16 protein-coding genes are annotated in these 23,043 nt (G+C 67.3%); 6 read left to right on the plus strand and 10 right to left on the minus strand.

Features of this window, described 5'->3' with window-relative positions:
* Positions 1–204 precede the first annotated feature (204 nt).
* The gene (gene ybaL / locus AC1DIQ_RS03830; protein WP_088433889.1) at positions 205–1,908 is read left to right on the plus strand and encodes a YbaL family putative K(+) efflux transporter; all 1,704 of its coding nucleotides are present in this window, start codon (positions 205–207) and stop codon (positions 1,906–1,908) included.
* Between the two features lie 6 nt (positions 1,909–1,914).
* On the opposite strand, the gene AC1DIQ_RS03835 is transcribed toward ybaL, so the two are convergent.
* The 4 genes from AC1DIQ_RS03835 to AC1DIQ_RS03850 all read right to left on the minus strand — a co-directional run bounded on the left by AC1DIQ_RS03835 (position 1,915) and on the right by AC1DIQ_RS03850 (position 8,441).
* Positions 1,915–2,796, minus strand: a complete 882-nt coding sequence (locus tag AC1DIQ_RS03835; protein WP_478049456.1) for an AraC family transcriptional regulator — start codon at positions 2,794–2,796, stop codon at positions 1,915–1,917.
* 211 nt (positions 2,797–3,007) lie between these two features.
* Positions 3,008–4,309, minus strand: a complete 1,302-nt coding sequence (locus AC1DIQ_RS03840) for an O-acetylhomoserine aminocarboxypropyltransferase/cysteine synthase family protein (protein ID WP_478049457.1) — start codon at positions 4,307–4,309, stop codon at positions 3,008–3,010.
* 124 nt (positions 4,310–4,433) lie between these two features.
* Positions 4,434–7,019, minus strand: coding sequence for an ATP-dependent chaperone ClpB (gene clpB / locus AC1DIQ_RS03845; protein WP_121039199.1), 2,586 nt, complete (start codon positions 7,017–7,019; stop codon positions 4,434–4,436).
* A gap of 105 nt (positions 7,020–7,124) precedes the next feature.
* Positions 7,125–8,441, minus strand: a complete 1,317-nt coding sequence (locus tag AC1DIQ_RS03850) for a retropepsin-like aspartic protease (RefSeq protein WP_152151872.1) — start codon at positions 8,439–8,441, stop codon at positions 7,125–7,127.
* A gap of 114 nt (positions 8,442–8,555) precedes the next feature.
* Between AC1DIQ_RS03850 and AC1DIQ_RS03855 the strand changes: the two genes are divergently transcribed.
* Complete coding sequence (locus AC1DIQ_RS03855) at positions 8,556–9,266, plus strand: glutathione S-transferase (protein ID WP_478049458.1); 711 nt, start codon at positions 8,556–8,558, stop codon at positions 9,264–9,266.
* 20 nt (positions 9,267–9,286) lie between these two features.
* Here AC1DIQ_RS03855 and AC1DIQ_RS03860 read toward each other — a convergent pair whose 3' ends face one another.
* The 4 genes from AC1DIQ_RS03860 to AC1DIQ_RS03875 form a co-directional block, all read right to left on the minus strand.
* Complete coding sequence (locus AC1DIQ_RS03860) at positions 9,287–10,885, minus strand: SulP family inorganic anion transporter (protein ID WP_152151868.1); 1,599 nt, start codon at positions 10,883–10,885, stop codon at positions 9,287–9,289.
* A 205-nt stretch (positions 10,886–11,090) separates the two neighbouring features.
* The gene (locus AC1DIQ_RS03865; RefSeq protein WP_121039209.1) at positions 11,091–12,812 is read right to left on the minus strand and encodes a thiamine pyrophosphate-dependent enzyme; all 1,722 of its coding nucleotides are present in this window, start codon (positions 12,810–12,812) and stop codon (positions 11,091–11,093) included.
* Between the two features lie 84 nt (positions 12,813–12,896).
* On the minus strand, positions 12,897–13,757 hold the full coding sequence (locus tag AC1DIQ_RS03870) for an SH3 domain-containing protein (RefSeq protein WP_478049459.1): 861 nt from the start codon (positions 13,755–13,757) through the stop codon (positions 12,897–12,899).
* 35 nt (positions 13,758–13,792) lie between these two features.
* Entirely contained in the window at positions 13,793–14,275 is a 483-nt protein-coding gene (locus AC1DIQ_RS03875) for a DUF3574 domain-containing protein (protein WP_478049460.1), read from the minus strand.
* A gap of 242 nt (positions 14,276–14,517) precedes the next feature.
* On the opposite strand from AC1DIQ_RS03875, the gene AC1DIQ_RS03880 reads away from it, so the two are divergent.
* The 4 genes from AC1DIQ_RS03880 to otsA all read left to right on the plus strand — a co-directional run bounded on the left by AC1DIQ_RS03880 (position 14,518) and on the right by otsA (position 21,064).
* Positions 14,518–16,968, plus strand: a complete 2,451-nt coding sequence (locus AC1DIQ_RS03880; protein ID WP_478049461.1) for a TonB-dependent receptor plug domain-containing protein — start codon at positions 14,518–14,520, stop codon at positions 16,966–16,968.
* Positions 16,969–17,076: 108 nt separating this feature from the next.
* Positions 17,077–17,835, plus strand: a complete 759-nt coding sequence (gene otsB, locus AC1DIQ_RS03885; protein WP_088433909.1) for a trehalose-phosphatase — start codon at positions 17,077–17,079, stop codon at positions 17,833–17,835.
* 86 nt (positions 17,836–17,921) lie between these two features.
* Entirely contained in the window at positions 17,922–19,703 is a 1,782-nt protein-coding gene (locus AC1DIQ_RS03890) for a glycoside hydrolase family 15 protein (protein WP_152152472.1), read from the plus strand.
* Positions 19,700–21,064, plus strand: coding sequence for an alpha,alpha-trehalose-phosphate synthase (UDP-forming) (gene otsA, locus AC1DIQ_RS03895; protein WP_152152474.1), 1,365 nt, complete (start codon positions 19,700–19,702; stop codon positions 21,062–21,064). Before AC1DIQ_RS03890 ends, otsA begins: the two co-directional genes overlap by 4 nt.
* 111 nt (positions 21,065–21,175) lie before the next feature.
* Here otsA and pgeF read toward each other — a convergent pair whose 3' ends face one another.
* Both pgeF and rluD read right to left on the minus strand, forming a co-directional pair.
* A complete protein-coding gene (gene pgeF, locus AC1DIQ_RS03900; RefSeq protein WP_121039225.1) occupies positions 21,176–21,955 on the minus strand; it encodes a peptidoglycan editing factor PgeF in 780 nt (259 codons plus the stop codon).
* Positions 21,955–22,950 (minus strand): 23S rRNA pseudouridine(1911/1915/1917) synthase RluD, encoded by a 996-nt coding sequence (rluD, locus tag AC1DIQ_RS03905; protein ID WP_478049462.1) that lies wholly within the window; start codon positions 22,948–22,950, stop codon positions 21,955–21,957. The genes pgeF and rluD overlap by 1 nt, the downstream gene beginning before the upstream one ends.
* Positions 22,951–23,043 lie beyond the last annotated feature (93 nt).

Consider the following 23,043-nt stretch of genomic DNA (forward strand, 5'->3'; position numbering starts at 1 on the left):
TAAACCCCATGCCCCGGTTCGCCGGGGCATGTGCGTTCTGGCCGCAGGAAACCGGGATTCCGCGCATTCACCGTTCAACCCACGGGCTGTCCCGGACAGCACATGACCTGACCACGGGGACATAGCAGCATTGCGGCCATCGATGTTTGCCCGGACCGGCCGCATCGGTGAAAATCGGGGCACCCCCCCTCTTTGCGAGCCCCGATGCACCATGACACCGACCTGATCAACATCGTTGCCGTTGGCCTTGGGCTCGCCTTCATTTTCGGCGCGCTGGCCAACAAGCTGCGTTTGTCTCCCCTGGTCGGTTATCTGATTGCAGGCATCTGCGTAGGTCCGTTCACCCCCGGCTTCGTCGCCGACCAGGCACTGGCCAACCAGCTGGCCGAGATCGGGGTGATGCTGCTGATGTTCGGGGTCGGCCTGCATTTCTCGCTCAAAGACCTGATGGAGGTCAAAGCGATCGCCATCCCGGGTGCGATCGGCCAGATCCTGGTCGCTACCCTGCTCGGTTGGGGCCTGGCGGCGCTGATGGGCTGGCCGGTGATCTATGGCGTGGTATTCGGTTTCTCGCTGGCCACCGCCAGTACCGTGGTGCTGCTGCGCGCGATGGAAGAACGGCGCCTGCTGGAAACCACGCGCGGCAAGATCGCCATCGGCTGGCTGATCGTGGAAGACCTGGCCTGCGTCCTGGCGCTGGTGATGATGCCGGTCCTGGCCGGCGTGTTCGGGCCCGATGCGGCCAATGAAACCCATACCGTCGGCAGCGTGCTGGCCAGCATCGGCTGGACCTTCGTGCAGCTGGGCCTGTTCGTGGCGGTGATGCTGGTGGTCGGGCGCCGGGTGATTCCGTGGATCCTGGAGCGCATCGCCGGCACCGGTTCGCGCGAGCTGTTCACCCTGGCCGTGCTGGCCATCGCACTGGGCGTGGCGTTCGGCTCGGCGATGCTGTTCGGCGTGTCGTTCGCACTCGGCGCGTTCTTCGCCGGCATGCTGCTCAACGAATCCGAACTGAGCCACAAAGCCGCCAATGATTCACTGCCGCTGCGCGATGCGTTCGCGGTGCTGTTCTTCGTCTCGGTCGGCATGCTGTTCAACCCGGCCATCCTGATCGAACACCCGTGGCAGGTCCTGGCCACCGCGGCGATCATCATGTTCGGCAAATCCGCCGCTGCGTTCGTGATCGTGCGCGCGTTCGGCCATCCGACCGGTACCGCACTGACGATTTCCGCCAGCCTGGCGCAGATCGGCGAATTCGCCTTCATCATTGCCGGCCTCGGCGTGACGCTGGGGATCCTGCCGCCGACCGGTCAGGCGCTGGTGCTGGCCGGTGCGCTGATCTCGATCATGCTCAACCCGCTGGTGTTCGGCCTGCTCGACCGCTGGCTGCTGAAGCATCAGGAAACCGCCCCCACCACGGTGGAGACGGAATTGCCGCCGGGCCCGTCGCTGGACCTGCACGACCATGCCATCGTGATCGGCTACGGCCGCGTCGGCAGCGCGCTGGCGCAGGTACTGCGCGACCGGGGCGTGCCGGTGATGATCATCGACGACAACAAGGAACACGTCGCCGAAGCGCACGCGGCCGGCCTGCCCGGTATCCGCGGCAGTGCCGCCTCCGACCGCGTGCTGGCCGAAGCGCATCCCGAGCGCGCCAAGATCGCCGTGCTGGCGATCCCGCAGCCGCTGGAAGCCGGTGAAACGTTGGCCAAGCTGCGCGCGCTCAACCCCGGCCTGACCCTACTGGCAAGGGCGCATAGCGATGCCGAGGTGAAGCACCTGCTCGCCCACGGTGCCGATGGCACGGTGATGGCCGAGCGCGAACTGGCCTACTCGCTGGCGGAGATGGTGATGTCCACCCCGCCGTACCGCACGATGGGGCAGCAGCACAGCATTCCAGTGGTGTGAGGGGCGCTACGCGACCGGCACGCAGATATCCGCACGCAGGATCGCCTCAGGGACCTCTTCCGGATCGTCGAGGTAGTGGTAATACAGCTCGACGTCGCGCAGCGTGTGGCCGCTCTCGGGCAGCCAGTCGCGCAGCAGTGCATCGGTGGCGGCCTCCAGCCCTGCGTAACTGCCCACATGGCGCAGCACGGCATACGTGCCACCGCCCAGCGTCAGCGCACGCAGCGGGGCTGGTAGCGCCTGCGGCGTGCGCCCGAACCCCATTGCACAATCGAACACGCATTCCTGCGCCGGCGCGTCGCGGTGGTCCGTCCGTGCGATGCCGACCAGCTGCTGCAACTGTTCGGCCCATCCCTGCTCCGCCGCCCAGGTGAAGATCTCGCCGAAGGCCTGATCCAGATCATCGAAGGCCCCTTGCGTGCGCAGCGCCACCACATCGAAAGGCTCCAGCGTGGTCACCGTAACTTGCAACGGCACCGTCCCGTCCGCGTGATCGCCCGCCGGCAGCGACAGCCGCTGCTGCCAGTGGCTGCGCAGCCCGGCATCCTCACGCAACGTGCTCGGCGTGGCATCCAGCGTTTGGCGACAGGCACGGGCCAGCGCCTGCGGGCTTTCATAGCCGACGTTCAAGGCGACCTCGGTCACCCGGCTCTCGGCCTGACCGAGCAGCGTCAGCGCCTGCAGCAGGCGCAGGCGCGCCACGGTGCGCCCGGGCGTTTCGCCGGTCAGCGCGCGGTACAGGCGATGGAAGTGGAACGGCGACTGGTGCGCGATCGCGGCCAGTGCCTCCAGATCGGGCAAGGGATCGCCAGCGCGCAGGCACGCCTGCAGATGGGCGATGACACGATCGATACCGTGGCGCTGGCGTACCTGGGCAATGCGGCGCATGGCGGGCTCCCTCTCTAGGTGATGCTCAGCCTGCGCCGTGCCCCGCGCCTGCGCGTGGCCGATCTTGCGCAGTTGGGGGATCGTCAGCCGATCCTAACCCCGCGCGTAGAGCCACGCCATGCGCGGCCCTACCCCCATGGCAGAGAATCCATGGCGCCATGGCAAAACCCCCACGGCGGCCGGCCCGCACCGGCCGCCGTGGGTCCCACCTCTACGCCTTGGCCAACGCCTGCTCCAGGTCCGCCAGCAGGTCGTCGATGTGCTCGATGCCGACCGACAAGCGCACCGTGTCTTCGCTGACGCCCGCCTTCTCCAGCTCGGCCGCATCCAACTGCCGGTGCGTGGTAGAGGCGGGATGCGTGGCCAAGGATTTCGCATCACCCAGGTTCACCAGACGGGTGAACAGCTGCAGTGCATCCAGGAAGCGCGCGCCGGCGGCGCGGCCCCCGGGCAGGCCGAAGGTCAGCACGCCGGAGCCGTGGCCGCGCAGGTACTTCTGCACCAGCGCGTGTTCGGGGTGGTCGGGCAACGCGCCGTAGTTGACCCAGGCCACCTTGGCATGGCCCTGCAGATGCTTGGCCACGGCCAGGGTGTTCGCGTTGATCCGGTCCAGCCGCAGTGCCAGCGTCTCGATGCCCTGCAGGATCAGGAAGGAATTGAACGGTGAAATCGCCGCGCCGGTATTGCGCAGCGGTACCACCCGCGCGCGGCCGATGTAGGCGGCCGGCCCGAGGGCTTCGGTGTAGACCACGCCGTGGTAGCTCACGTCCGGCTCGTTCAAGCGGCGGAAACGCTGCTTGTGCTCCGCCCAGGGGAAGCGTCCGGAATCCACGATCGCCCCGCCCAGGCTGGTGCCATGTCCCCCGAGGTACTTGGTCAGCGAATGCACCACGATGTCCGCGCCGAAATCGAACGAGCGCTGCAGGTACGGTGTCGCCACCGTGTTGTCCACGATCAGCGGTACGCCATGCGCATGCGCGATCTTCGCGACCGCTTCGATATCGGTGATGTTACCGCGCGGGTTGCCGATGGACTCGACGAACACCGCCTTGGTGCGGTCATCGATCAGCGCGCCGAACGCCTGCGGGTCGCGGTAGTCGGCAAAGCGCGTTTCGATCCCGAACTGCGGCAGCGTGTGCGCGAACAGGTTGTAGGTGCCGCCGTACAGGGCACTGGCCGAGACGATGTTGTCGCCGGCCTCGGCGATGGTCTGGATCGCGTAGGTGATCGCGGCCTGGCCCGAGGCCAGGGCGAGCGCGCCGATGCCGCCCTCAAGCGCGGCGATGCGCTGCTCGAGCACATCGGTGGTCGGGTTCATGATGCGGGTGTAGATGTTGCCCGGCACCTTCAGGTCGAACAGGTCCGCGCCATGCTGGGTGTCATCGAAGGCGTAGGCCACGGTCTGGTAGATCGGCACCGCCACCGCGCGGGTGGTGGGATCGGGCCGGTAACCGCCATGCACCGCGATGGTCTCCGCGCGCCACTGTGATTCGGGACTGCCGTGTTCGGACATATCGCATCGTCTCCAGGTGAATGCCGACGATACCGAACAAAAAACCCCCGCCGAAGCGGGGGTTCATGCCAAACATGCATGGTGTGAGGCCCAACGGTTATCAAGCCGCCGGCGCGCGCGGGGCTCAGCCCTTCACGAACACCAGCTTGCCCTCGGCCGCATCGACCCGGATCACATCGCCATTGAGGAACTCGCCGGAGAGGATCTTCTGCGCCAGCGGGTTCTCCAGCTGCGACTGGATGGCACGCTTGAGCGGGCGGGCGCCGTAGACCGGATCGAAGCCGACGTTACCCAGCAGCTGGAAGGCCTCGTCGCTGACCTCGATGCGCAGGCCACGCTCGGCCAGGCGCTTTTCCAGGCCCTGCATCTGGATGCGGGCGATCTGCTTGATCTGCACCTTGTCCAGCGGATGGAACACGACGATGTCGTCCAGGCGGTTGATGAATTCCGGGCGGAAGTGCGCCTGCACCACCCCCATCACCGCCGCCTTCATCTGCGTGTAGGCCTCCGGGCTGTCATCGCTGCTCATGTCCTGGATCTGGTGCGAGCCCAGGTTGGAGGTCATCACGATGACGGTATTGCGGAAGTCCACCGTGCGCCCCTGGCCATCGGTCAGGCGGCCGTCGTCGAGCACCTGCAACAGGATGTTGAACACATCCGGATGCGCCTTCTCCACTTCGTCCAGCAGGATCAGCGAGTACGGGCGACGGCGCACCGCCTCGGTGAGGTAGCCGCCTTCTTCGTAGCCTACATAGCCCGGGGGCGCACCAATCAGCCGCGCGACGCTGTGCTTCTCCATGAACTCGCTCATGTCGATGCGGATCATCGCGTCGCTGCTGTCGAACAGGAATTCAGCCAGCGCCTTGCACAGTTCGGTCTTGCCCACGCCGGTCGGCCCCAGGAACAGGAACGAGCCGCTCGGGCGATCCGGATCGGACAGGCCCGCACGCGAACGCCGCACCGCATCGGACACCACCTTGATCGCCTCTTCCTGGCCGACCACGCGGTTGTGCAGCATGTCTTCCATGCGCAGCAGCTTGTCGCGCTCGCCTTCCAGCATGCGGTTGACCGGAATGCCGGTCCAGCGCGAAACCACTTCGGCGATTTCCTCGGCGGTGACCCGATCCTGCACCAGCTTGAACTCGCTGGTTTCCACTTCCTGCGCGGCCGCCAGCTGCTTTTCCAGCTGCGGCAGCTGCCCGTACTGGATCTCGCTCATGCGCCCGAAATCCTGGCGGCGTTGGGCCGATTCCAGTTCCAGCTTGGCCTGTTCGATCTGTTCCTTGATCCGGGTCGCGCCCTGCAGCGTGGCCTTCTCCGACTTCCAGATTTCGTTGAGATCGGAGAACTCGCGCTCCAGCGCATCGATGTCATTCTCAAGATCGGCCAGGCGCTGGCGCGAGGCATCGTCCTTTTCCTTCTTGAGCATTTCGCGCTGGATCTTGAGCTGGATCAGGCGCCGCTCCAGGCGGTCCAGCTCCTCCGGCTTGGAGTCGATCTCCATGCGGATGCGCGAGGCGGCCTCGTCCATCAGGTCGATGGCCTTGTCGGGCAGCTGGCGGTCGGCGATGTAACGGTGCGAGAGCGTGGCCGCCGCGACGATGGCCGGGTCGGTGATCTCCACGCCGTGGTGCACGGCGTACTTTTCCTTCAGCCCGCGCAGGATCGCGATGGTGTCTTCCACGCTCGGCTCGCCGACCAGCACCTTCTGGAAGCGGCGTTCCAGCGCAGCATCCTTTTCGATGTACTTGCGGTATTCGTCCAGCGTGGTCGCGCCGACGCAGTGCAGTTCACCGCGGGCGAGCGCCGGCTTGAGCATGTTGCCGGCATCCATCGCGCCATCGGCCTTGCCCGCACCGACCATCGTGTGCAGCTCGTCGATGAACAGGATCACCTGCCCTTCGCTCTTGGCCAGGTCGTTGAGCACGCCCTTGAGGCGCTCTTCGAACTCACCGCGGAACTTGGCGCCGGCGATCAGCGCGCCCATGTCCAGCGAGAGCACGCGCTTGCCACGCAGGCCCTCGGGCACTTCGTCGTTGATGATGCGCTGGGCCAGGCCTTCCACGATGGCGGTCTTGCCCACGCCGGGCTCGCCGATCAGCACCGGGTTGTTCTTGGTGCGGCGCTGCAGGACCTGGATGGTGCGACGGATTTCCTCATCGCGGCCGATCACCGGATCCAGCTTGCCGGTCTCGGCCCGCGCGGTCAGGTCGATGGTGTATTTCTCCAGCGCCTGGCGCTGGTCTTCGGCGTTTTCCGACTGCACGGTCTCGCCGCCGCGCACCTTGTCGATCGCGGTCTCGATCTTCTTCTTGTCGGCACCGGCGGCGCGCAGCGCCATGCCCAGGGTGCCGCCATCGTCCACCGCAGCCAGCACGAACCACTCGCTGGCGATGAAGGCATCGCCATGCTGCTGGGCCAGCTTGTCGGTGTTGTTGAGCAGCCGGTTCAGATCGTTGCCGATCGACAGGTTGCCTTCCTGTCCGGAGACCTTGGGCAGGGCCTCCAGGGTTTCATTCAAGCGTTCGCGCAATACCGGCACGTTGACGCCGGCCTGGGCCAGCAGCGGGCGCGTGCTGCCGCCCTGCTGGTCCAGCAGCGCGCTGAACACGTGCACCGGTTCGATGATGTTGTGGTCGCGGCCCACGGCCAACGACTGCGCGTCGGCCAGCGCCTGCTGGAAACGCGAGGTGAGCTTGTCCATCCGCATGTTCTTGTCCTCGATGTAAACGGGGCTGGCCGTGCCAGCACTGTCCCTGAAATGCGGTTACGGGGGCGTGTTTCAAGGGTGGATGAGATGCCGATTCAGGGTTCGTCAGGCCGTCGGTGGCCGGGCCAGCAGCGGCGGTTCGGGCGGCTGCGGGACCAGGCAGCCGAGACCGGCGGGCAGGTCCAATGCCACGGTGTAGCCCCCGGTGACGCCGTAGCCGATCCGCCACGACGAAGGGAACAGATCCGGCGGCTGGAACGCGATATCCACCGCAATGTCGCTCAACGTATCGGTGACCTGCAGTGGCGTGCTGGCGGGCGCGTACTCGATGTCCTCAGCACCGCGCGTGGTGATCACGTTCCTGCGCTGGATCGCGGCGGCCGGCACCGACGAGCGCGGCGCGCCGCGCATCTGGAAGGCCCCATGGAAGCCCGTGTCGACCAGCATCAGGTTGTTCTCGCGGCCCCGGATCGGGAAGCGGACCTGCTGGAAGGGACCCCACAACGAGGAGGTGAAGACGGTCCGGCGCGTGCACGCGGCCGGGGTGTGTGCTCCCAGCAGCGTCAGCGTTTCACGCGAGAGCGTGATCCGCCCCAGTGCGCGCAGCACGTCCAGGCCGATCAGGTTGAGCTCGCGCGCCGCTTCGCTGTTGAACGACACATCACGCACCCGCTGCCCACCCACCTCGATATCGATCGGTGCCACCAGGCCCGCCTGCTGGATATCGCCCTCGACGATGCGCGACACCACGAAACCCTCGGTAACGGCCAGGCCGAGCGAGTCGGCCAGCGCGCGGCTGATGTGCGAGCGCGGGGCCCCGGTATCAACGATGAAGGCGGCCTCTTGGGTGACCGGCGCGCCATCGCGCGTGCCGTGCAGCGTGAGGGTCACCGAGGGCAACTCATTGCTGAACTGGATCGGCACCGCCACGTCCTGCGCCCGCTCGGCTGCGGGCAGCGCGCTGCGCGGCCATGTGGTGAAGGACGCGAACGCCGGCCGGGTGACATCGGGCACTTCATCGCCGGCCCTGAGCATCGGCACGATGGTGCGCTGGTAGTCCTCGCGCACGCGCAGCATCAGGCTCGCCCATCCGGCGATATCGCCCTCGATCAGCGCATTGCCCGCGAGGGTGGATTCACACAGGAACGCCAGACCCTGCAGCGCCGGCGGTGCATCCCGGGTTTCATCCAGGCACTGGCGTGCTGCACGGTTGGAGGCGGCCAGCTCGCCACGGACACGATGGTAGCCCGCTGCACCGAGGTGACGGCGCGGACCGGATGCACCGCTCATCTCACGCAACGAGGTCAGTTCCGCACGCAGCACCGCATCGCTGTAGCCGAACCCATCGTGCAGTGCCACCGGATCGGCCGCCACCGTGGCCGGCAACACCGCCACGCACATGCCCAGGACCCACTTCCGCATCGCGTACTCCCATCAACATGCCCGCTCGACCCTAGCACGGGAACCACGCTGCGCTCACGCCTGCTTTCGGCAGCACCGGCGATGCTGGAGGCCGGTTCCATACGGAGTGGCGGCATGCATTACGAACTGTATTACTGGACCGGCATCCAAGGCCGCGGCGAGTTCGTGCGGCTGGCGCTGGAAGATGCCGGCGCGGGCTACACGGACATGGCGCGCATCCATGGCGATGCGGTCATGCAGCCGTACCTGCAGGGCAAGGTTGAAGGCCTGCAGCCATTCGCGCCTCCGTTTCTGCGTACCGGCCGGCAGGTGATCGCCCAGGTCGGCGCGATCCTGGACCACCTGGGCCCGGAACTCGGCCTCGTCCCGGATGCCAGTTCACGGCGGCAGCAGGCAATCCAGCTGCAATTGACCATCGCCGATCTGGTCGCTGAGGTGCACGACACCCATCACCCGATCGCAGCGTCGATGTACTACGAGGATCAGAAGCACGAAGCCAAGGCGCGCGCCGCCTCCATGCGCGGCGAGCGCATGCCCAAGTTCCTGGGCTATTTCGAGAACGTGCTCAAGCACAACGGCGGGCGGCATCCGCTGCGCGAGCATTCCTACGTGGATCTCTCCCTGTTCCAGCTGCTGAGCGGGCTGGAGTACATGTTCCCGCGCCGCATGCAGGCACTGTGGCCGACGCTGCCGCAACTGCGTGCATTGAAGGACCGGGTGGAAACCCGGCCCAACATCGCCGCCTATCTCGCCTCCGAACGCCGTCTGCCGTTCAACACCAACGGCATCTTCCGGCATTACCCGGCGCTGGATGGCGAGGCATGATCCGTAGCACGACCAGAGCGCTACGCGCGCTCTGAAGGCTGCTTCTGCAGCGACAACAACGCCAGCAACCCGGCCAGCGCCACATAGGCGCCGGTGAACTGCCAGCTGATGATCTTCGGCAGTCCTTCCAGCTGCCACGGCAGATAGATGCCACCGCGCGGGTCCACCGAGTGGATCAGGCCGAACAGCGTCAGCGCCGCGGCCACCAGCAGGAACCCGGAGGCGCGCAGCAGCTTCCCGTCGATCATCGCCACCACTGCCGCGATCCACAGCATCGAGGTGATGATGAAGCCATTGCCCAGGGTGAAGATCACCGCCAGCTCCGGCAGGCCGTGCCCGTCCAGGGTGGAGGTCATCGCCGCCAGTTGTTCCGGTGCGATCCAGCCCGGGGCCTTGATCGCCAGCAGGTACGCCACCGAGGGCAGAAAGCCGAGCACCATCGCGCCGGCATGCTCGCGCGGCGTGGCCTGGAAGGCCTGGGTGGTGATGTCGATCGCCACGTACACGATGATCGGGGCCAGCACGGCCAGCGGCAGCCACTGCACCAGCCCGGAGATCACGCCCAGCATGCCGCCGATGCCGACGAACAGGCCGGTCAGCAGCGTGTAACCGCTGCGTGCGCCCATATGCTTGTAGGCCGGCTGGCCGATGTACGGCGTGGTCTGCGCCACACCGCCGCAGAAGCCGGCCACCAGCGTGGCGATGGCTTCCACCAGCAGGATGTCGCGGGTGCGGTAATCGTCACCGGCCGCGCGCGCGCTCTCAGAGACATTGATGCCGCCCACCACCATCAGCAGGCCGAACGGCAGCAGCAGCGGCAGGTAGGTGATCGCGGTCGGCAGGCCGTCGATGAAGCCCAGCGTCGGCCACGGCAGCACCACCTGCGGCGGCACCCACTCGGGCACCTTGAAGCCCGGTGCACCCAGCCCGGCAAGCCCGAGGCCGTAATACAGGATCGTGCCGAACACGAACGCGACCAGCACGCCGGGCGCGCGGATCGGCAACTTGCGCTTGGCGATCAGCACGTACAGCAGCAGGCCCAGCGTGACGAAGCCGACGATCGGCGAGCGCAGCGTTTCCAGCAGCGGCAGGAAGCCCATCAGCACGATCGCGATACCGGCGATGGAGCCGAGCAGCGAGGCACGTGGCAGCGCGCGGGTGACCGCTTCGCCGAAGAACGAAAGGATTACCTTGAGCACGCCCATGATCACCAGCGAGGCCATGCCCAGCTGCCAGGTCGCGATGGCGGCATCGTGCGGCGCCAGGCCCTGCCCTTTGAAAGCCAGGAAGGCCGGGCCGAGCACCAGCAGCGCCATGCCGATGCTGGTCGGCGCATCCAGGCCGAGCGGCATCGCGGTGACATCGTCACGGCCGGTACGCGCAGCCAGGCGCCGGGCCATCCAGGTGTAGAGCACGTTGCCGACCAGCACGCCGAAGGCGGTGCCCGGGAACATGCGGCCGAACACCACATCGGCCGGGAACTGGAAGATGCCGACCAGCGCCATCGCGATGAAGCCGAGGATCGACAGATTGTCGACCACCAGGCCGAAGAAGCCGTTGAGATCGCCGGCAACGAACCAGCGGGGGCGTCCGGTGGGGACGGGAGCAGTGGCGGACATGCGCAGGGCGGCCGTGGGGAGGGGGTAGCCGATGGTAGGGCCTCCCCGCCCCCAGTAACAGGCGCATGAATGGAACACCGGGAGACGCCCGCCGACGGGGGACGCGGCACCGCGCGGTAGTGCCGGCCGCTGGCCGGCTCCCGCCATTGCCTGGAGCATCCTGAGGATGCCGGCCAGCGGCCGGCATTACCGGACCGCGTGGGGATCATGGCTTGTTGAGGAAGTTGTTCGCCAGCAGGTCCCTCACATCCCCGACCCGCCCGCTGAGCAGCGCCTTGGCGGCGTACAGGGCAGTACCGGCCACCTGCTTGGCTTCCACCTGCGGCGGCATCACCAGCTCGGTCGGGCTGGTGTGCACGTCCAGCAGCGCCGGGCCAGGATGGGCCAGGATGTCCTGCACGGCCTGCTCCAGGTCTTCCGAGCGGGTGACCGTGCGCCCATAGAAGCCGATCACCTCGGCCAAGCGGCCGAAATCGGGGTTCTTCAGGTCGGTGTAGTTGTCCAGCAGGCCTTCGACCTTCTGCTCCAGCTCCACGAAGTTCAACGAGCTGTTGTTGTAGACCACCACCTTGATCGGCAGGTTTTCCTGCACCGCGGTGAGCAGATCGCCGAGCAGCATCGCCAGGCCACCGTCACCGGACAGCGAGATCACCTGCCGGCCCGGGTAGGCCTTCTGCAGGCCCAGCGCCTGCGGCATCGCGTTGGCCATCGTGCCGTGCAGCAGGCTGGTCAGCGTGCGGCGGCGGCCATTGACGCGGATATGGCGCAGGATCCAGACCATCGGCGAGCCACCGTCGGCGGTGAACAACGCATCGTCCGCAGCGTGGCGGTCGATCAGCGCGGTCAGGTGCTGCGGGTGGATCAGCTCACCCTCGCCCGGCTGCTCTTCCTTGGCGCGCGTGGCGAGCGCCTTCTCGCGGTGCTCCAGGCATTCGTCCAGGAAGCTGCGGTCCTCGCGCTCGGGCAGCAACGGCAGCAGCGCCTCCAGGGTCGGGCCGATATCGCCCACCACGCCCAGGTTCACCGGGTGCCGGCGGCCAAGATGGCTGCCATCGCGATCCACCTGGATGAGGGTCGCCTTGTCCGGGTAGTACTGGCCCCAGGCGAAGTCCGCGCCGAGCAGCAGCAACGTGTCGCAGGCCATCAGCGTGTGGTACCCGGACTCGATGCCGAAGATGCCGGTCATGCCCATGTTGTACGGGTTGTCGTACTCCACGAAATCCTTCGCGCGCGAGGTATGCGCGATGGGCGCCTTGAGCCGGGCACCGAGCGCCACCAACGCATCATGTGCATGCTCGCAGCCGGCACCGGCATAGATGCCGATCCGCTTGCCCTCGCCGATCAGCGCGGCGATGCGCTGCAGTTCATCGTCCGAGGGGCGCAGTACCGGCTGGGTGTAGTGCACCGAGAACGGCACATCGTGCTTGACCTCGGCTTCGCTGATGTCGGCCGGCAGTATCACCACCGCCACCCCGCGGCGGCTGATGGCGGCCTGGCAGGCAAGGGTCACTACGCGGCGCGCCTGCTCGGCGCTCTGTACCTGTTCGCAGAACACGCTGCAGCTGCTGTACACCGCCTTGAAATCGACTTCCTGCGGAAACTCCATGCCCAGCTCGGCGGTGACCACCTGGCTGGCGATCAACACCATCGGCGCACGGTTGCGGTTGGTCTCGAACACGCCGTTGATGAAGTGCAGGCCACCGGGGCCGCACGAGCCGGCGCAGGCGGTGAGCTGCCCGCTGATCAACGACTCGGCACCGGCGGCAAACGCGGCCACTTCCTCATGCCGCATGTGCACCCACTCGATCTCGCTGTGGTGGATGGCATCGGTGACGTAATTGAGGGTATCGCCGACGATGCCGTAACAGTGACGGACACCGGCGGCCTGCAGGGTTTCAACCACGATCTCGGCAACGCGCTTGCTCATGACATGCTTCCACGACGAGGGGGAAGGGTCAGCCTAGTCCGGGGCAAGTGACACTCATGTGGGTTTACCCGTGGCAGCGCGCGATCACGGCTGCGTGTTCACCCAGCCCAGCACCGCGCCGCGTGTGGGATTGTCATAACGCACCTGCACCCAGCCATCGCGCTCATCCAGCAGTTCCACGCGGTCATCGCGCACCAGATACCGCTTGGTCGTGGCATCACCGGGCTGGCTGTACAAGGGCAGCCGCGCCACCCTCACATGGCCGGAAATGCGCAGCAGCGGCGAACCGGCGCGCGGTGTCTCCAGGCCATCGCCGATGGCGGTCTCCAGCACGTTGCCGTCAGGATCGAAGCTACTCCAGACCGCCAGCGGACCGCTGTCGGCGGTCTGCTTCACGAACACGTAAGGCTCGAGCACATCGTCGAGCATCAGCAGGCGCTCGGCGCGGTACAGGTACAGGCGACCACCGTCGTAGCGGTACTGATCCACGTACCACATCGGCCCGCTGCGGCAGCTGCTGCTCAGGGTGCGGTCGTCTTCTTCCACGGTCAGACCCATCAGGTCACCGCACTGCGCGCGGTCGTTCGGGATGGGCGCCAGCGCCACCAGTTCCTGTCGCGCTGGAACGTAGCGGTAGACCGCGACCGCTTCGTTGACCATGCCGACCGCGGCGCGCGCGACCAGCTCCGGGCGGCCATCGAAATCGACGTCCTCGGCGGACAGGCGTGCGTTGCCGTCCGCGTCGGTCACCCCCGGCAGCACCTGACGCTTGCCCGACGGTGTCAGTACGACGGCAATGCGGCCGTCGTCCTGCAGCGTCGCCTGCACCTGCACGCCGGCAGCCACCTCGAGCTGAAGCCGGGCCGGGTCGGCATCCTGCGCGTGCGCGCACGTCACCGCCAGGCCCATCACCAGCGCGGCCAGCATCGCATCCCTGTGTTTCATCATCGCTCCGTGCAGCGCCACGGCGGCGCCCTGGATCAGAACGATACTTCAACCGCCTGCTGCGCCCACAGCACCGATTGGTGCCCGGTGGCCTGCTTCCACGCCAGGCGGATCGCTTCGATGTCGGCGCGGCGCTGCGGGGTGTTCTCGTGCAGGACCACCAGCACCTTGGTGCGCAGGCGGTTCGGCTCGGGTGCACCGCGGAACAGCCACTGGCCGTAGGCGTCGAACACGGTCAGGCCGTCCGGGAAGCGCGGCGTGACTTGCTTGTCGAGGAAGGCGCGCCACTGCGCGTCACTGATGCCCTCGGTCTGCGGGCGGTCGGCCACGCCGGTTTCTTCGCCCACGCCGAAATAGAGCTCGCTGCGGACCCAGCCGGCGGCGGCATCCGGGCGCGCGGCGTCGCCCTGCAGGGTGGCCGTGGCAGTGGCGGGCGGGGTCGGCGTGGCGGCCGGGGCGGCGGTGGCACAGCCGCTGGTGGCCAGGACCAGGGCAAACAGAATGGCGCGGAACGACATGGACAACTCTCCGGAAACACAGGGACAGGCAGGGGAAGGAGCGTGCCGGACATCCGGGTCCGGCGCAGATCGCCAACGGCTATCTGCTGATAACCACCCCGATGGGGCTTGCATCACACAGGGACATCACGCGAAGATAATATATCGCTTCATCCGGATGGATTGGTAGTGCCGGCCATGGGTCGCACCACCCGTCCCCCCTCCCCCCCGTTCCTCCCCCTCGTCGTTCTGCTGGAGTCCGCATGTCCCGTCCGTCCGCGTCGCGCCTTGGCCTTGCCATCGCGCTCGTCCTCTCCTCCCCCCTGCTGGCCCAGGACGTACTTGCGCAGGACGCGCCGACCACCGCCAAAACGCTGGACACCGTGATCGTCACCGGCACCCGCGCCGTGGACCGGACCGTGCTGGAATCCACCTCGCCGGTGGACGTGCTCACCGCCGAGGACATCCGCAAGGCCGGTGTGGTCAATGGCGAACTGGGCAGCGCGCTGCAGGCGCTGCTGCCCTCGTTCAACTTCCCGCGCCAGTCCAACTCCGGCGGTGCCGACCACATCCGTGCCGCCCAGCTGCGCGGGCTCTCGCCCGATCAGGTGCTGGTGCTGGTCAACGGCAAGCGCCGCCACAGCAGCGCGCTGGTCAACACCGACAGCAAGATCGGCAAGGGCACCACCCCGGTCGACTTCAACGCGATCCCGGTCAGCGCGATCAAGCGCATCGAGGTGCTGCGCGATGGCGCCGGCGCGTTGTATGGCTCGGATGCGGTGGCCGGCGTGATCAACGTGATCCTCGATGACGCCCCGGAAGGTGGCGCGTTCGAAGCCAGCTTCGGCGCCAACCACACCGATCTCAAGCCGATCGACCGCACCCTCACCGATGGCCAGACCAGCTACGCCAGCGCCAAGGTCGGCACTGCGCTGGGCGACAACGGCGGCTTCCTGCGTGTCGGCCTGGAACTGAAGAACCACGAGGGCACCAACCGCGCCGGCTTCGACCAGATCCCGCCGTGGGACCAGACCCCGACCAACCTGGCCCTGCAAGGCAAGCGCAACTACGAGCTCGGCGATGGCAAGACCAAGGATCTCAACGCCTGGTACAACGCGCAGCTGCCGTTCGGTGAGACCTCCACGTTCTACAGCTTCGCCACCTTCAACCAGCGCGACAGCGAAGGCGCGAACTACTTCCGCTACCCGGACAGCGACGCCAACTGGGCGCAGATCTACCCGAACGGCTACCGCCCGATTTCCGAAGGCGAGAACCGCGACGTGCAGGCCGTGGCCGGCGCGAAGGGCCAGTGGGGCGAGTGGAACTACGATGCCAGCCTGGATTACGGCGTCAACACGTTCACCTACCGCCTGCGCAACTCGCTGAACGCCTCGCTGGGCCCGACCAGCCCGACCCGGTTCAAGACCGGTGATTACCGCAACGAGCTGACGGTGGCGAACGTCGACCTCGGCCGCGTGTTCTCGCAGGGCGACAGCATCACCCACAGCCTGGGCCTGGGTCTGGAAGCGCGCCGCGACCATTACCAGACCCGCCCGGGCGACCCGAGCAGCTATGCTGCCGGCCCGTTCACGGATCGCCCGACCGGCTCGCAGGCCGGCGGCGGCCTGACTCCGCAGGATGCCACCTCGCTGTCGCGCGATGTGGCCAGCGCCTACGCCAGCCTGTCCAGCCAGTTCGGCGAGCATTTCTCCAGCGATCTGGCGGCGCGCTACGAGCACAGCGACGACTTCGGCGGCGAGCTGACCGGCAAGCTCGGCCTGCGCTATGAATTCACCCCGGCCTTCGCGCTGCGCGGTGCGATCTCCAACAACTTCCGTGCCCCGTCGCTGGCGCAGATCGGCTACGAATCCACCTCAACCGGTTACAACGCCGCCGGCCAACTGGTGCAGGGCCGCGTGCTGTCGGTCAACAATCCGATCGCGTGCGGCCTCGGCGCCACCGATCTGAAGCCGGAGAAGTCGCTCAACACCAGCCTGGGCTTCACCAGCCGCATCGGTGAGCATTTCGATGTCTCGCTGGACTTCTTCCAGATCGATATCGATGACCGCATCGCGCTGTCGGAAAGCATCACCGGTGATGCGCTGACCGACTACGTGCAGCAGCAGTTCGGCGTGGCCGGCCTGCAGAGCGCCAGCTTCTTCGTCAATGCCGCCGACACCCGCACCCGCGGCGCGGAACTGGTGAGCAACTGGCGGCAGTCGCTGGGGGATGGCGAGCTGGTACTGACCGGCACCTACGCCTATACCAAGACCACGTTGAAGAACGTGCTCGCCACGCCACCGGGCCTGCTCGCGCTGGATCCGGACTACGTGCTGTTCGGCGTGGAAGAGACCAATACGCTGACCGATGCCACCCCGCGCACCCGCGCCGCGCTGGCCGCCAGCTGGGCCAATGACCAGTGGTCGCTCACCAGCCGCCTGAGCCGCTACGGCAGCGTGACCCGTGTGTTCAACTTCGGTGATGGCTACATCCCGCGCCAGACCTACGGCGCCGAGTGGCAGCTGGATGCCGAAGTGGAGTACAAGATCACCCCGCAGTGGAGCGTGGCGCTGGGTGGGCAGAACCTGACCGACAACTATTCGGATCTGTCCAACGATGACATCTACTACTTCGGCAACCTGCCGTACGACGTGCTATCACCGATCGGCAGCAATGGTGCGTACTACTACGGGCGCGTGCGGTATACGTTCTGACGGGGGGTGCAGCCGACCCATGGTCGGCTCTACCGGCGGTGAACGGGGAAGACGCGTGGCGTGATGCCATGACCTGACGATCACACCCACGCTGGCATGTTGGTCACCATGGCCAACGACTTCCCCCAACGTCCGCCGCCGCCGCTGCTGGACGATGCCTGTGCGCTGTTCCTGGACGTGGATGGCACCCTTATCGAGTTCGCGGACGACCCCGAGTCGGTCGCGCTGCTGCCCGATGTGCGTGAAGCGATCGGGCGCATCAGCGACCGGCTGGATGGCGCGGTCGCGCTGATCAGCGGGCGCCCCCTGGCACAGCTGGACAAACTCTTCGCCCCCTTGAGCCTGCCCGCGGCCGGCCTGCACGGCCACGAGCTGCGCAACCATGAGCAGCGCGCGCAGAGCAGCGATCCTTCCGCCGATACCAGCGAGTGGCTGCATGCCCTGCACCAGCAGGCGATGCGTTTCGCGCATGGCTATCCCGGCGTACTGGTGGAGGACAAAGGCCGCAGCCTGGCCCTGCACTGGCGCGGGGCACCGCACGCCGCCAACGACGTGCGTGCCTTCGCTGAACGGCATATCCGGGGCCATGGCGGCTACCGGCTGCAGCCCGGTGACCATGTCATCGAGTTCCTCCCCGAAGGCAGCGACAAAGGCCGTGCGATGCGGCAGCTGATGCTGCAGCCGCCGTTCCGCGATCGCATGCCGGTGTTCGTCGGCGATGACCTCACCGATGAATTCGGCTTCGGCGCGGCCAACGACCTGCACGGCTGGAGCGTGCTGGTCGGTGCACGCGAGCCCAGCGATGCGGTGTTCGCGCTGCCGACGATACGCAGCGTGCACGCCTGGCTTCGCGAGAATGCCTACTGATGCCTTGACCCCAAGGCCCCCTGACGCCGCGCGCAGGTCTCCCCCACCGGTGTGCCGCCGCGGCATGACACGAGACTTCCTGCATCATGAGCGAACCCGATCTGAATCTGGGCGTGGTCGGCAATGGCAGCTTCGGCGCGCTGATCGACAAACACGCGCGCGTCGTCTGGAGCTGCCTGCCGACCTTCGACGGCGACCCGACCTTCTGCGCCCTGCTCGGCCCCAATCAACAGGACGGCGGTGACTTCGGCATCGAGCTGGAGGACATGGTCGACAGCGAGCAGAGCTACCTGACCAACACCGCCATCCTGCGCACGGTACTGCGCGACAAGCACGGCGGCGCGCTGGAAATCATCGATTTCGCGCCGCGCTGGCGCCAGAACGACCGCTTCTACCGGCCGGTCAGCCTGATCCGCCAGGTGCGGCCACTGTCCGGCAACCCACGCATCATCGTGCGCGCGCGGCCGCTGGCCGACTGGGGTGCCCGCGTCCCGGATGCGACGTGGGGCAGCAACCACATCCGCTGGGTACTGCCCGACCATGTGCTGCGCCTGACCACCGATGTGCCGCTGCGTTTCGTCCGCGATGGCCTGCCGTTCGTGCTCAACCACCCGGTGCACCTGGTGCTCGGCGTGGACGAATCGCTGAACCGTTCGCTCAGCGGCTACGTGCAGGAGTCCTTGCAGCGCACGCGTGACTACTGGCGCGAATGGGTGCGCTATCTGTCGATCCCGCTGGAATGGCAGGACGCGGTGATCCGCAGCGCGATCACGCTGAAGCTGTGCCAGTACGAGGACAGCGGCGCGATCATCGCCGCGATGACCACCTCCATTCCGGAAGCGCCCGGCAGCATCCGCAACTGGGATTACCGCTACTGCTGGCTGCGCGATGCCGCCTTCGTGGTGCGTACGCTCAACCGCCTCGGTGCGACCCGCACGATGGAGCAGTTCCTGGGCTACATCTTCAACCTGGCCACCGCCGATGGCAGTCTGCAGCCGCTGTATGGCATCAGCTTCGAGGCCAAGCTGGAAGAGAGCGAAGTGCCCTCGCTCTCCGGCTACCGCGGGATGGGCCCGGTGCGGCGCGGCAACCTGGCCTGGGTGCAGCGCCAGCACGACGTGTACGGCAGCGTGGTGCTCGCCTCCACCCAGCTGTTCTTCGATCGCCGCCTGCAGGACCCGGGCGATGCGCACACCTTCGCGCGGCTGGAGCCGCTCGGCGAGCAGGCCTTCACCCTGCACGACGTACCCGATGCCGGGCTGTGGGAATTCCGCGGCCGCACCGAAGTGCACACCTACACCAGTGCGATGTGCTGGGCCGCGTGTGACCGCCTGTGCAAGATCGCCGTGCGATTGAAACTGGATGACCGCGCCACCTATTGGCGCGAGCGCGCCGACATCATCCATGCGCGCATCATGCGCGACTCGTGGAGCGAAGCACTCGGCCACTTCACCGATACCTTCGGCGGCCATCGCCTGGATGCGTCGTTGCTGCTGCTGGCCGATATCGGCTTCATCGAGGCCACCGATGCGCGCTTCGTCGCCACGGTCGAGGCGATCGGCCGCGATCTCAAGCACGGCAACGCGCTGTATCGCTACGTCGCGCCGGATGATTTCGGCGAGCCGGAAACCAGCTTCACCATCTGCACGTTCTGGTACATCGACGCGCTCGCCGCGATCGGTCGCCTGGACGAAGCACGCGAGATGTTTGAAACCCTGCTGGAGCGCCGCAACCATCTGGGCCTGCTTTCCGAGGATCTGGCGTTCGACAACGGCGAGGCGTGGGGCAACTTCCCGCAGACTTACTCGCACGTGGGCCTGATCACCGCTGCCATGCGCCTGTCGCGCAGCTGGCAGGAGGCGTCATGAGCCGCCTGGTCGTCGTGTCCAACCGGGTCGCCGTCCCCGGTGAATCCCGCGCCGGCGGCCTGGCGGTCGGCCTGCTCGCCGCGCTGAAGGAGCGTGGCGGCCTGTGGTTCGGCTGGAGCGGCAAATCCGTGCGCGACAACAGCGGCACCCTGCATGAGCAGGTGGACGGAGACATCCGCTACGTCACCATGGACCTCAACAAGCGCGACGTGGATGGCTACTACAACGGCTTCGCCAACCGCACGCTGTGGCCGCTGCTCCACTTCCGGCTGGACCTGGTCGACTACGACCGCGCCACGCGCGAGACCTATCGCCGCGTCAACGCGCTGTTCGCCGAGAAGCTCGCGCCGCTGCTGCGCGAGGACGACATTGTCTGGATCCACGATTACCACCTGATCCCGCTGGCCTCGCTGCTGCGCGAGCGTGGCATCGGCTGCCGGATCGGGTTCTTCCTGCACGTGCCGATGCCCTCGGCCGATCTGCTGCAGGCGATGCCGGACCACCTGCGGCTGTTCTCCAGCCTGTATGCCTACGACCTGGTCGGCTTCCAGACCCAGCGCGATGCGGACCGATTCCAGTCCTATGTGCGTCTGTTCGGTGGTGGCCGCGTGCTGCCCGATGGCGAACTGGAGGCACCCGGCGGCCGGCGTTTCCGCGCTGCCGCCTTCCCGATCGGTATCGATACCGACTTCATCGCCCGCCAGGCCAAGGCGGGGGCGAACAAACCGGCGGTCAAGGACCTGCGCGGGAGCCTGCGCAATCGTCAGCTCGCGATCGGCGTGGATCGGCTGGACTACTCCAAGGGCCTGCCCGAGCGCTTCCAGGGGTTCGAACGGTATCTGGAACGTCATCCGGACCAGCACGGCTCGTTGACCTATCTGCAGATCGCCCCGGTCTCGCGCGGGGATGTCACCGAGTACCGCCAGCTGCGCAGCCAGCTGGAACAGATCGCCGGGCACATCAACGGCGGGCATGCCGCGCCGGACTGGACCCCGCTGCGCTACGTCAACCAGAACTTCACCCATGCCACGCTCACCGGCTTCTACCGGGCAGCGGCGGTGGGCCTGGTGACGCCGCTGCGCGACGGCATGAACCTGGTCGCCAAGGAGTACGTGGCCTCGCAGGACCCGGAGAACCCGGGCGTGCTGGTGCTGTCATTGCTGGCCGGTGCCGCCGATGAGTTGAAGCAGGCGCTGCTGGTCAATCCGCATGACCTGGATGGCGTGGCGGACGCCATCGCCACCGCGGCGACGATGCCGCTGAAGAAGCGCGTGGAGCGCTGGCAGGCGATGATGGATCACCTGCGCACCTACGACATCAATCATTGGCGGCAGACGTATCTGCAGGCGCTGGAAGGGTGATGCCGGCCAGCGGCCGGCACTACCGGTGATGGCGGGAGTGATGCAGCCAGGCTACGGGGAGCGCATGCGGTAGTGCCGGCCGCTGGCCGGCTCCCTGCTACCGTCCAACGGTCAGGGCGCGATCCATGCCAGGGTCGCCATGCGCCCGGTGCGGCGGTCGCGCCGATGCGAGTAGAACCGCTGCGGGTCCGCCAGCGTGCAGTACTGCCCGCCACTGATGTGTGCCGGGTCCAGCCCTGCCGATTGCAGGCGCCGGCGGGCCAGCGCGTACAGGTCCACCTTCCAGTGCCCCGGCCGGGTTGCCACGAAGGCCGCCGCGGCGCCCTCGTCGCGCCCGACGAAGGCCTCGAACACATCCTCGCCGATCTCATACAACGCGGGCCCGGCCGCCGGGCCCAGCCATGCCTGCAGCTGCGCGGCCGGGGTCTGCATGGCGGCCACGGTGGCCTCCAACATGCCGTCGGCCAGCCCGCGCCAGCCGGCATGGGCCGCCCCGATCTCACCGCCATCGCGGGCGGCGAAGACCACCGGCAGGCAGTCAGCGGTGAGGATGGCCAGCACCACGCCCGGAACCGAGGTCACCGCCGCATCGGCGGTGGGTTCGGCCTCGACGCCAACGGCCGTCGGCGGCGCGGTGAAGCGCCGCACGCCGGTGCCATGCACCTGGCGAAGCCAATGCGGCGCCGAGGGCAGGCCCAACCCGGGCACGAGCAGGTCGCGGTTGCGCTGCACCTGCGCCGGGTCATCCCCGTCAGCGGCGTAGCGGTTGCCCATGTTGAACTGGTCGAACGGCGCCACCGAACCACCCGCGCCATAGCGCAGGGTGGTCAGCGCATGGACCCCGGTCGGGGCGGGCCAGTCGGCGGGCAGCACGGGCACGGGGGCGTCCATCAGCGGCGGTTGCGTTCCTGCTCGGCGAAGCGCTTGCTGTCTTCGCGCAGGGCGTGCAGCAGGGCCTGCATGTCGGCCGGCGGCGGCGCGCTGTTGCTGATCTTCTCGCCGGTGATCGGGTGCACGAACTCCAGCGTTTCAGCGTGCAGCGCCTGGCGCTTGAAGCCGCGCAGTTCGGCGACCAGCTCCTCGCTGGCGCCCTTGGGCAGTTTCAGCGCGCCGCCATACAGCTGATCGCCGATGATCGGATGACGCAGATGCGCCATGTGCACGCGGATCTGGTGGGTACGGCCGGTTTCCAGGCGGCATTCCAGCGCGGTGTGCGCACGGAAACGCTCGCGCAGGCGGTAATGGGTGATCGCTTCCTTGCCGTCTTCGCGCACGGCCATGCGGATGCGGTCGCGCGGGTGGCGGTCGATGCCGGCGGTGGCGGTGCCGCCGGAGACCAGGGCACCCACCACCACGGCCAGGTACTGGCGGTGCACTTCACGCGCGGAGAGCTGCTCGACCAGCGCGGTCTGCGCCTGGATCGTACGGGCGATCACCATCACGCCGCTGGTGTCCTTGTCCAGGCGGTGCACGATGCCCGCGCGCGGCAGCACCGCCAGCGAGGGATCGCGGAACAGCAGCGCATTGACCAGGGTGCCGGTCGGGTTGCCCGCGCCCGGGTGGACCACCAGGCCGACCGGCTTGTTGATCACGAAGACATGCTCGTCCTCGTACAGGACCTCCAGCGGGATGTCCTCCGACTCGGCATGGGTCTGGGTGTCGAGAACGACATGCAGGCTGGCCACCTCGCCCCCGCGCACCGGGTCACGGCCGCGCACGGTGTCACCGTCCAGCAGGACGTCGCCGGACTTGATCCACTCGGTCAGCTTGGACCGGGAGAATTCGGGGAAGAGCTCGGCCAGGACGGCGTCGAAACGCCGGCCGGCAGCGGTATCGGGCACGATGGCCTGGCGGGGGGAATCGGAATCAGCAGGGGTATCGGACATGGGGGTACACCGCAATAGGGACAATTTTGGGGTCCGGGCGACCAGTTTCAGTCGCGGGACAGGCCACTAGGCTATCATCGACCCTTCGTATTC

Source organism: Stenotrophomonas sp. 05L413 (assembly GCF_056397945.1).

Excerpts from the sequence above, each read along its gene's own strand:
- ybaL (WP_088433889.1), top strand. The coding sequence starts at position 205 with ATGCACCATGACACCGACCTGATCAACATCGTTGCCGTTGGCCTTGGG.
- AC1DIQ_RS03835 (WP_478049456.1), bottom strand. The coding sequence starts at position 2,796 with ATGCGCCGCATTGCCCAGGTACGCCAGCGCCACGGTATCGATCGTGTC.
- AC1DIQ_RS03840 (WP_478049457.1), bottom strand. The coding sequence starts at position 4,309 with ATGTCCGAACACGGCAGTCCCGAATCACAGTGGCGCGCGGAGACCATC.
- clpB (WP_121039199.1), bottom strand. The coding sequence starts at position 7,019 with ATGCGGATGGACAAGCTCACCTCGCGTTTCCAGCAGGCGCTGGCCGAC.
- AC1DIQ_RS03850 (WP_152151872.1), bottom strand. The coding sequence starts at position 8,441 with ATGCGGAAGTGGGTCCTGGGCATGTGCGTGGCGGTGTTGCCGGCCACG.
- AC1DIQ_RS03855 (WP_478049458.1), top strand. The coding sequence starts at position 8,556 with ATGCATTACGAACTGTATTACTGGACCGGCATCCAAGGCCGCGGCGAG.
- AC1DIQ_RS03860 (WP_152151868.1), bottom strand. The coding sequence starts at position 10,885 with ATGTCCGCCACTGCTCCCGTCCCCACCGGACGCCCCCGCTGGTTCGTT.
- AC1DIQ_RS03865 (WP_121039209.1), bottom strand. The coding sequence starts at position 12,812 with ATGAGCAAGCGCGTTGCCGAGATCGTGGTTGAAACCCTGCAGGCCGCC.
- AC1DIQ_RS03870 (WP_478049459.1), bottom strand. The coding sequence starts at position 13,757 with ATGAAACACAGGGATGCGATGCTGGCCGCGCTGGTGATGGGCCTGGCG.
- AC1DIQ_RS03875 (WP_478049460.1), bottom strand. The coding sequence starts at position 14,275 with ATGTCGTTCCGCGCCATTCTGTTTGCCCTGGTCCTGGCCACCAGCGGC.
- AC1DIQ_RS03880 (WP_478049461.1), top strand. The coding sequence starts at position 14,518 with ATGTCCCGTCCGTCCGCGTCGCGCCTTGGCCTTGCCATCGCGCTCGTC.
- otsB (WP_088433909.1), top strand. The coding sequence starts at position 17,077 with ATGGCCAACGACTTCCCCCAACGTCCGCCGCCGCCGCTGCTGGACGAT.
- AC1DIQ_RS03890 (WP_152152472.1), top strand. The coding sequence starts at position 17,922 with ATGAGCGAACCCGATCTGAATCTGGGCGTGGTCGGCAATGGCAGCTTC.
- otsA (WP_152152474.1), top strand. The coding sequence starts at position 19,700 with ATGAGCCGCCTGGTCGTCGTGTCCAACCGGGTCGCCGTCCCCGGTGAA.
- pgeF (WP_121039225.1), bottom strand. The coding sequence starts at position 21,955 with ATGGACGCCCCCGTGCCCGTGCTGCCCGCCGACTGGCCCGCCCCGACC.
- rluD (WP_478049462.1), bottom strand. The coding sequence starts at position 22,950 with ATGTCCGATACCCCTGCTGATTCCGATTCCCCCCGCCAGGCCATCGTG.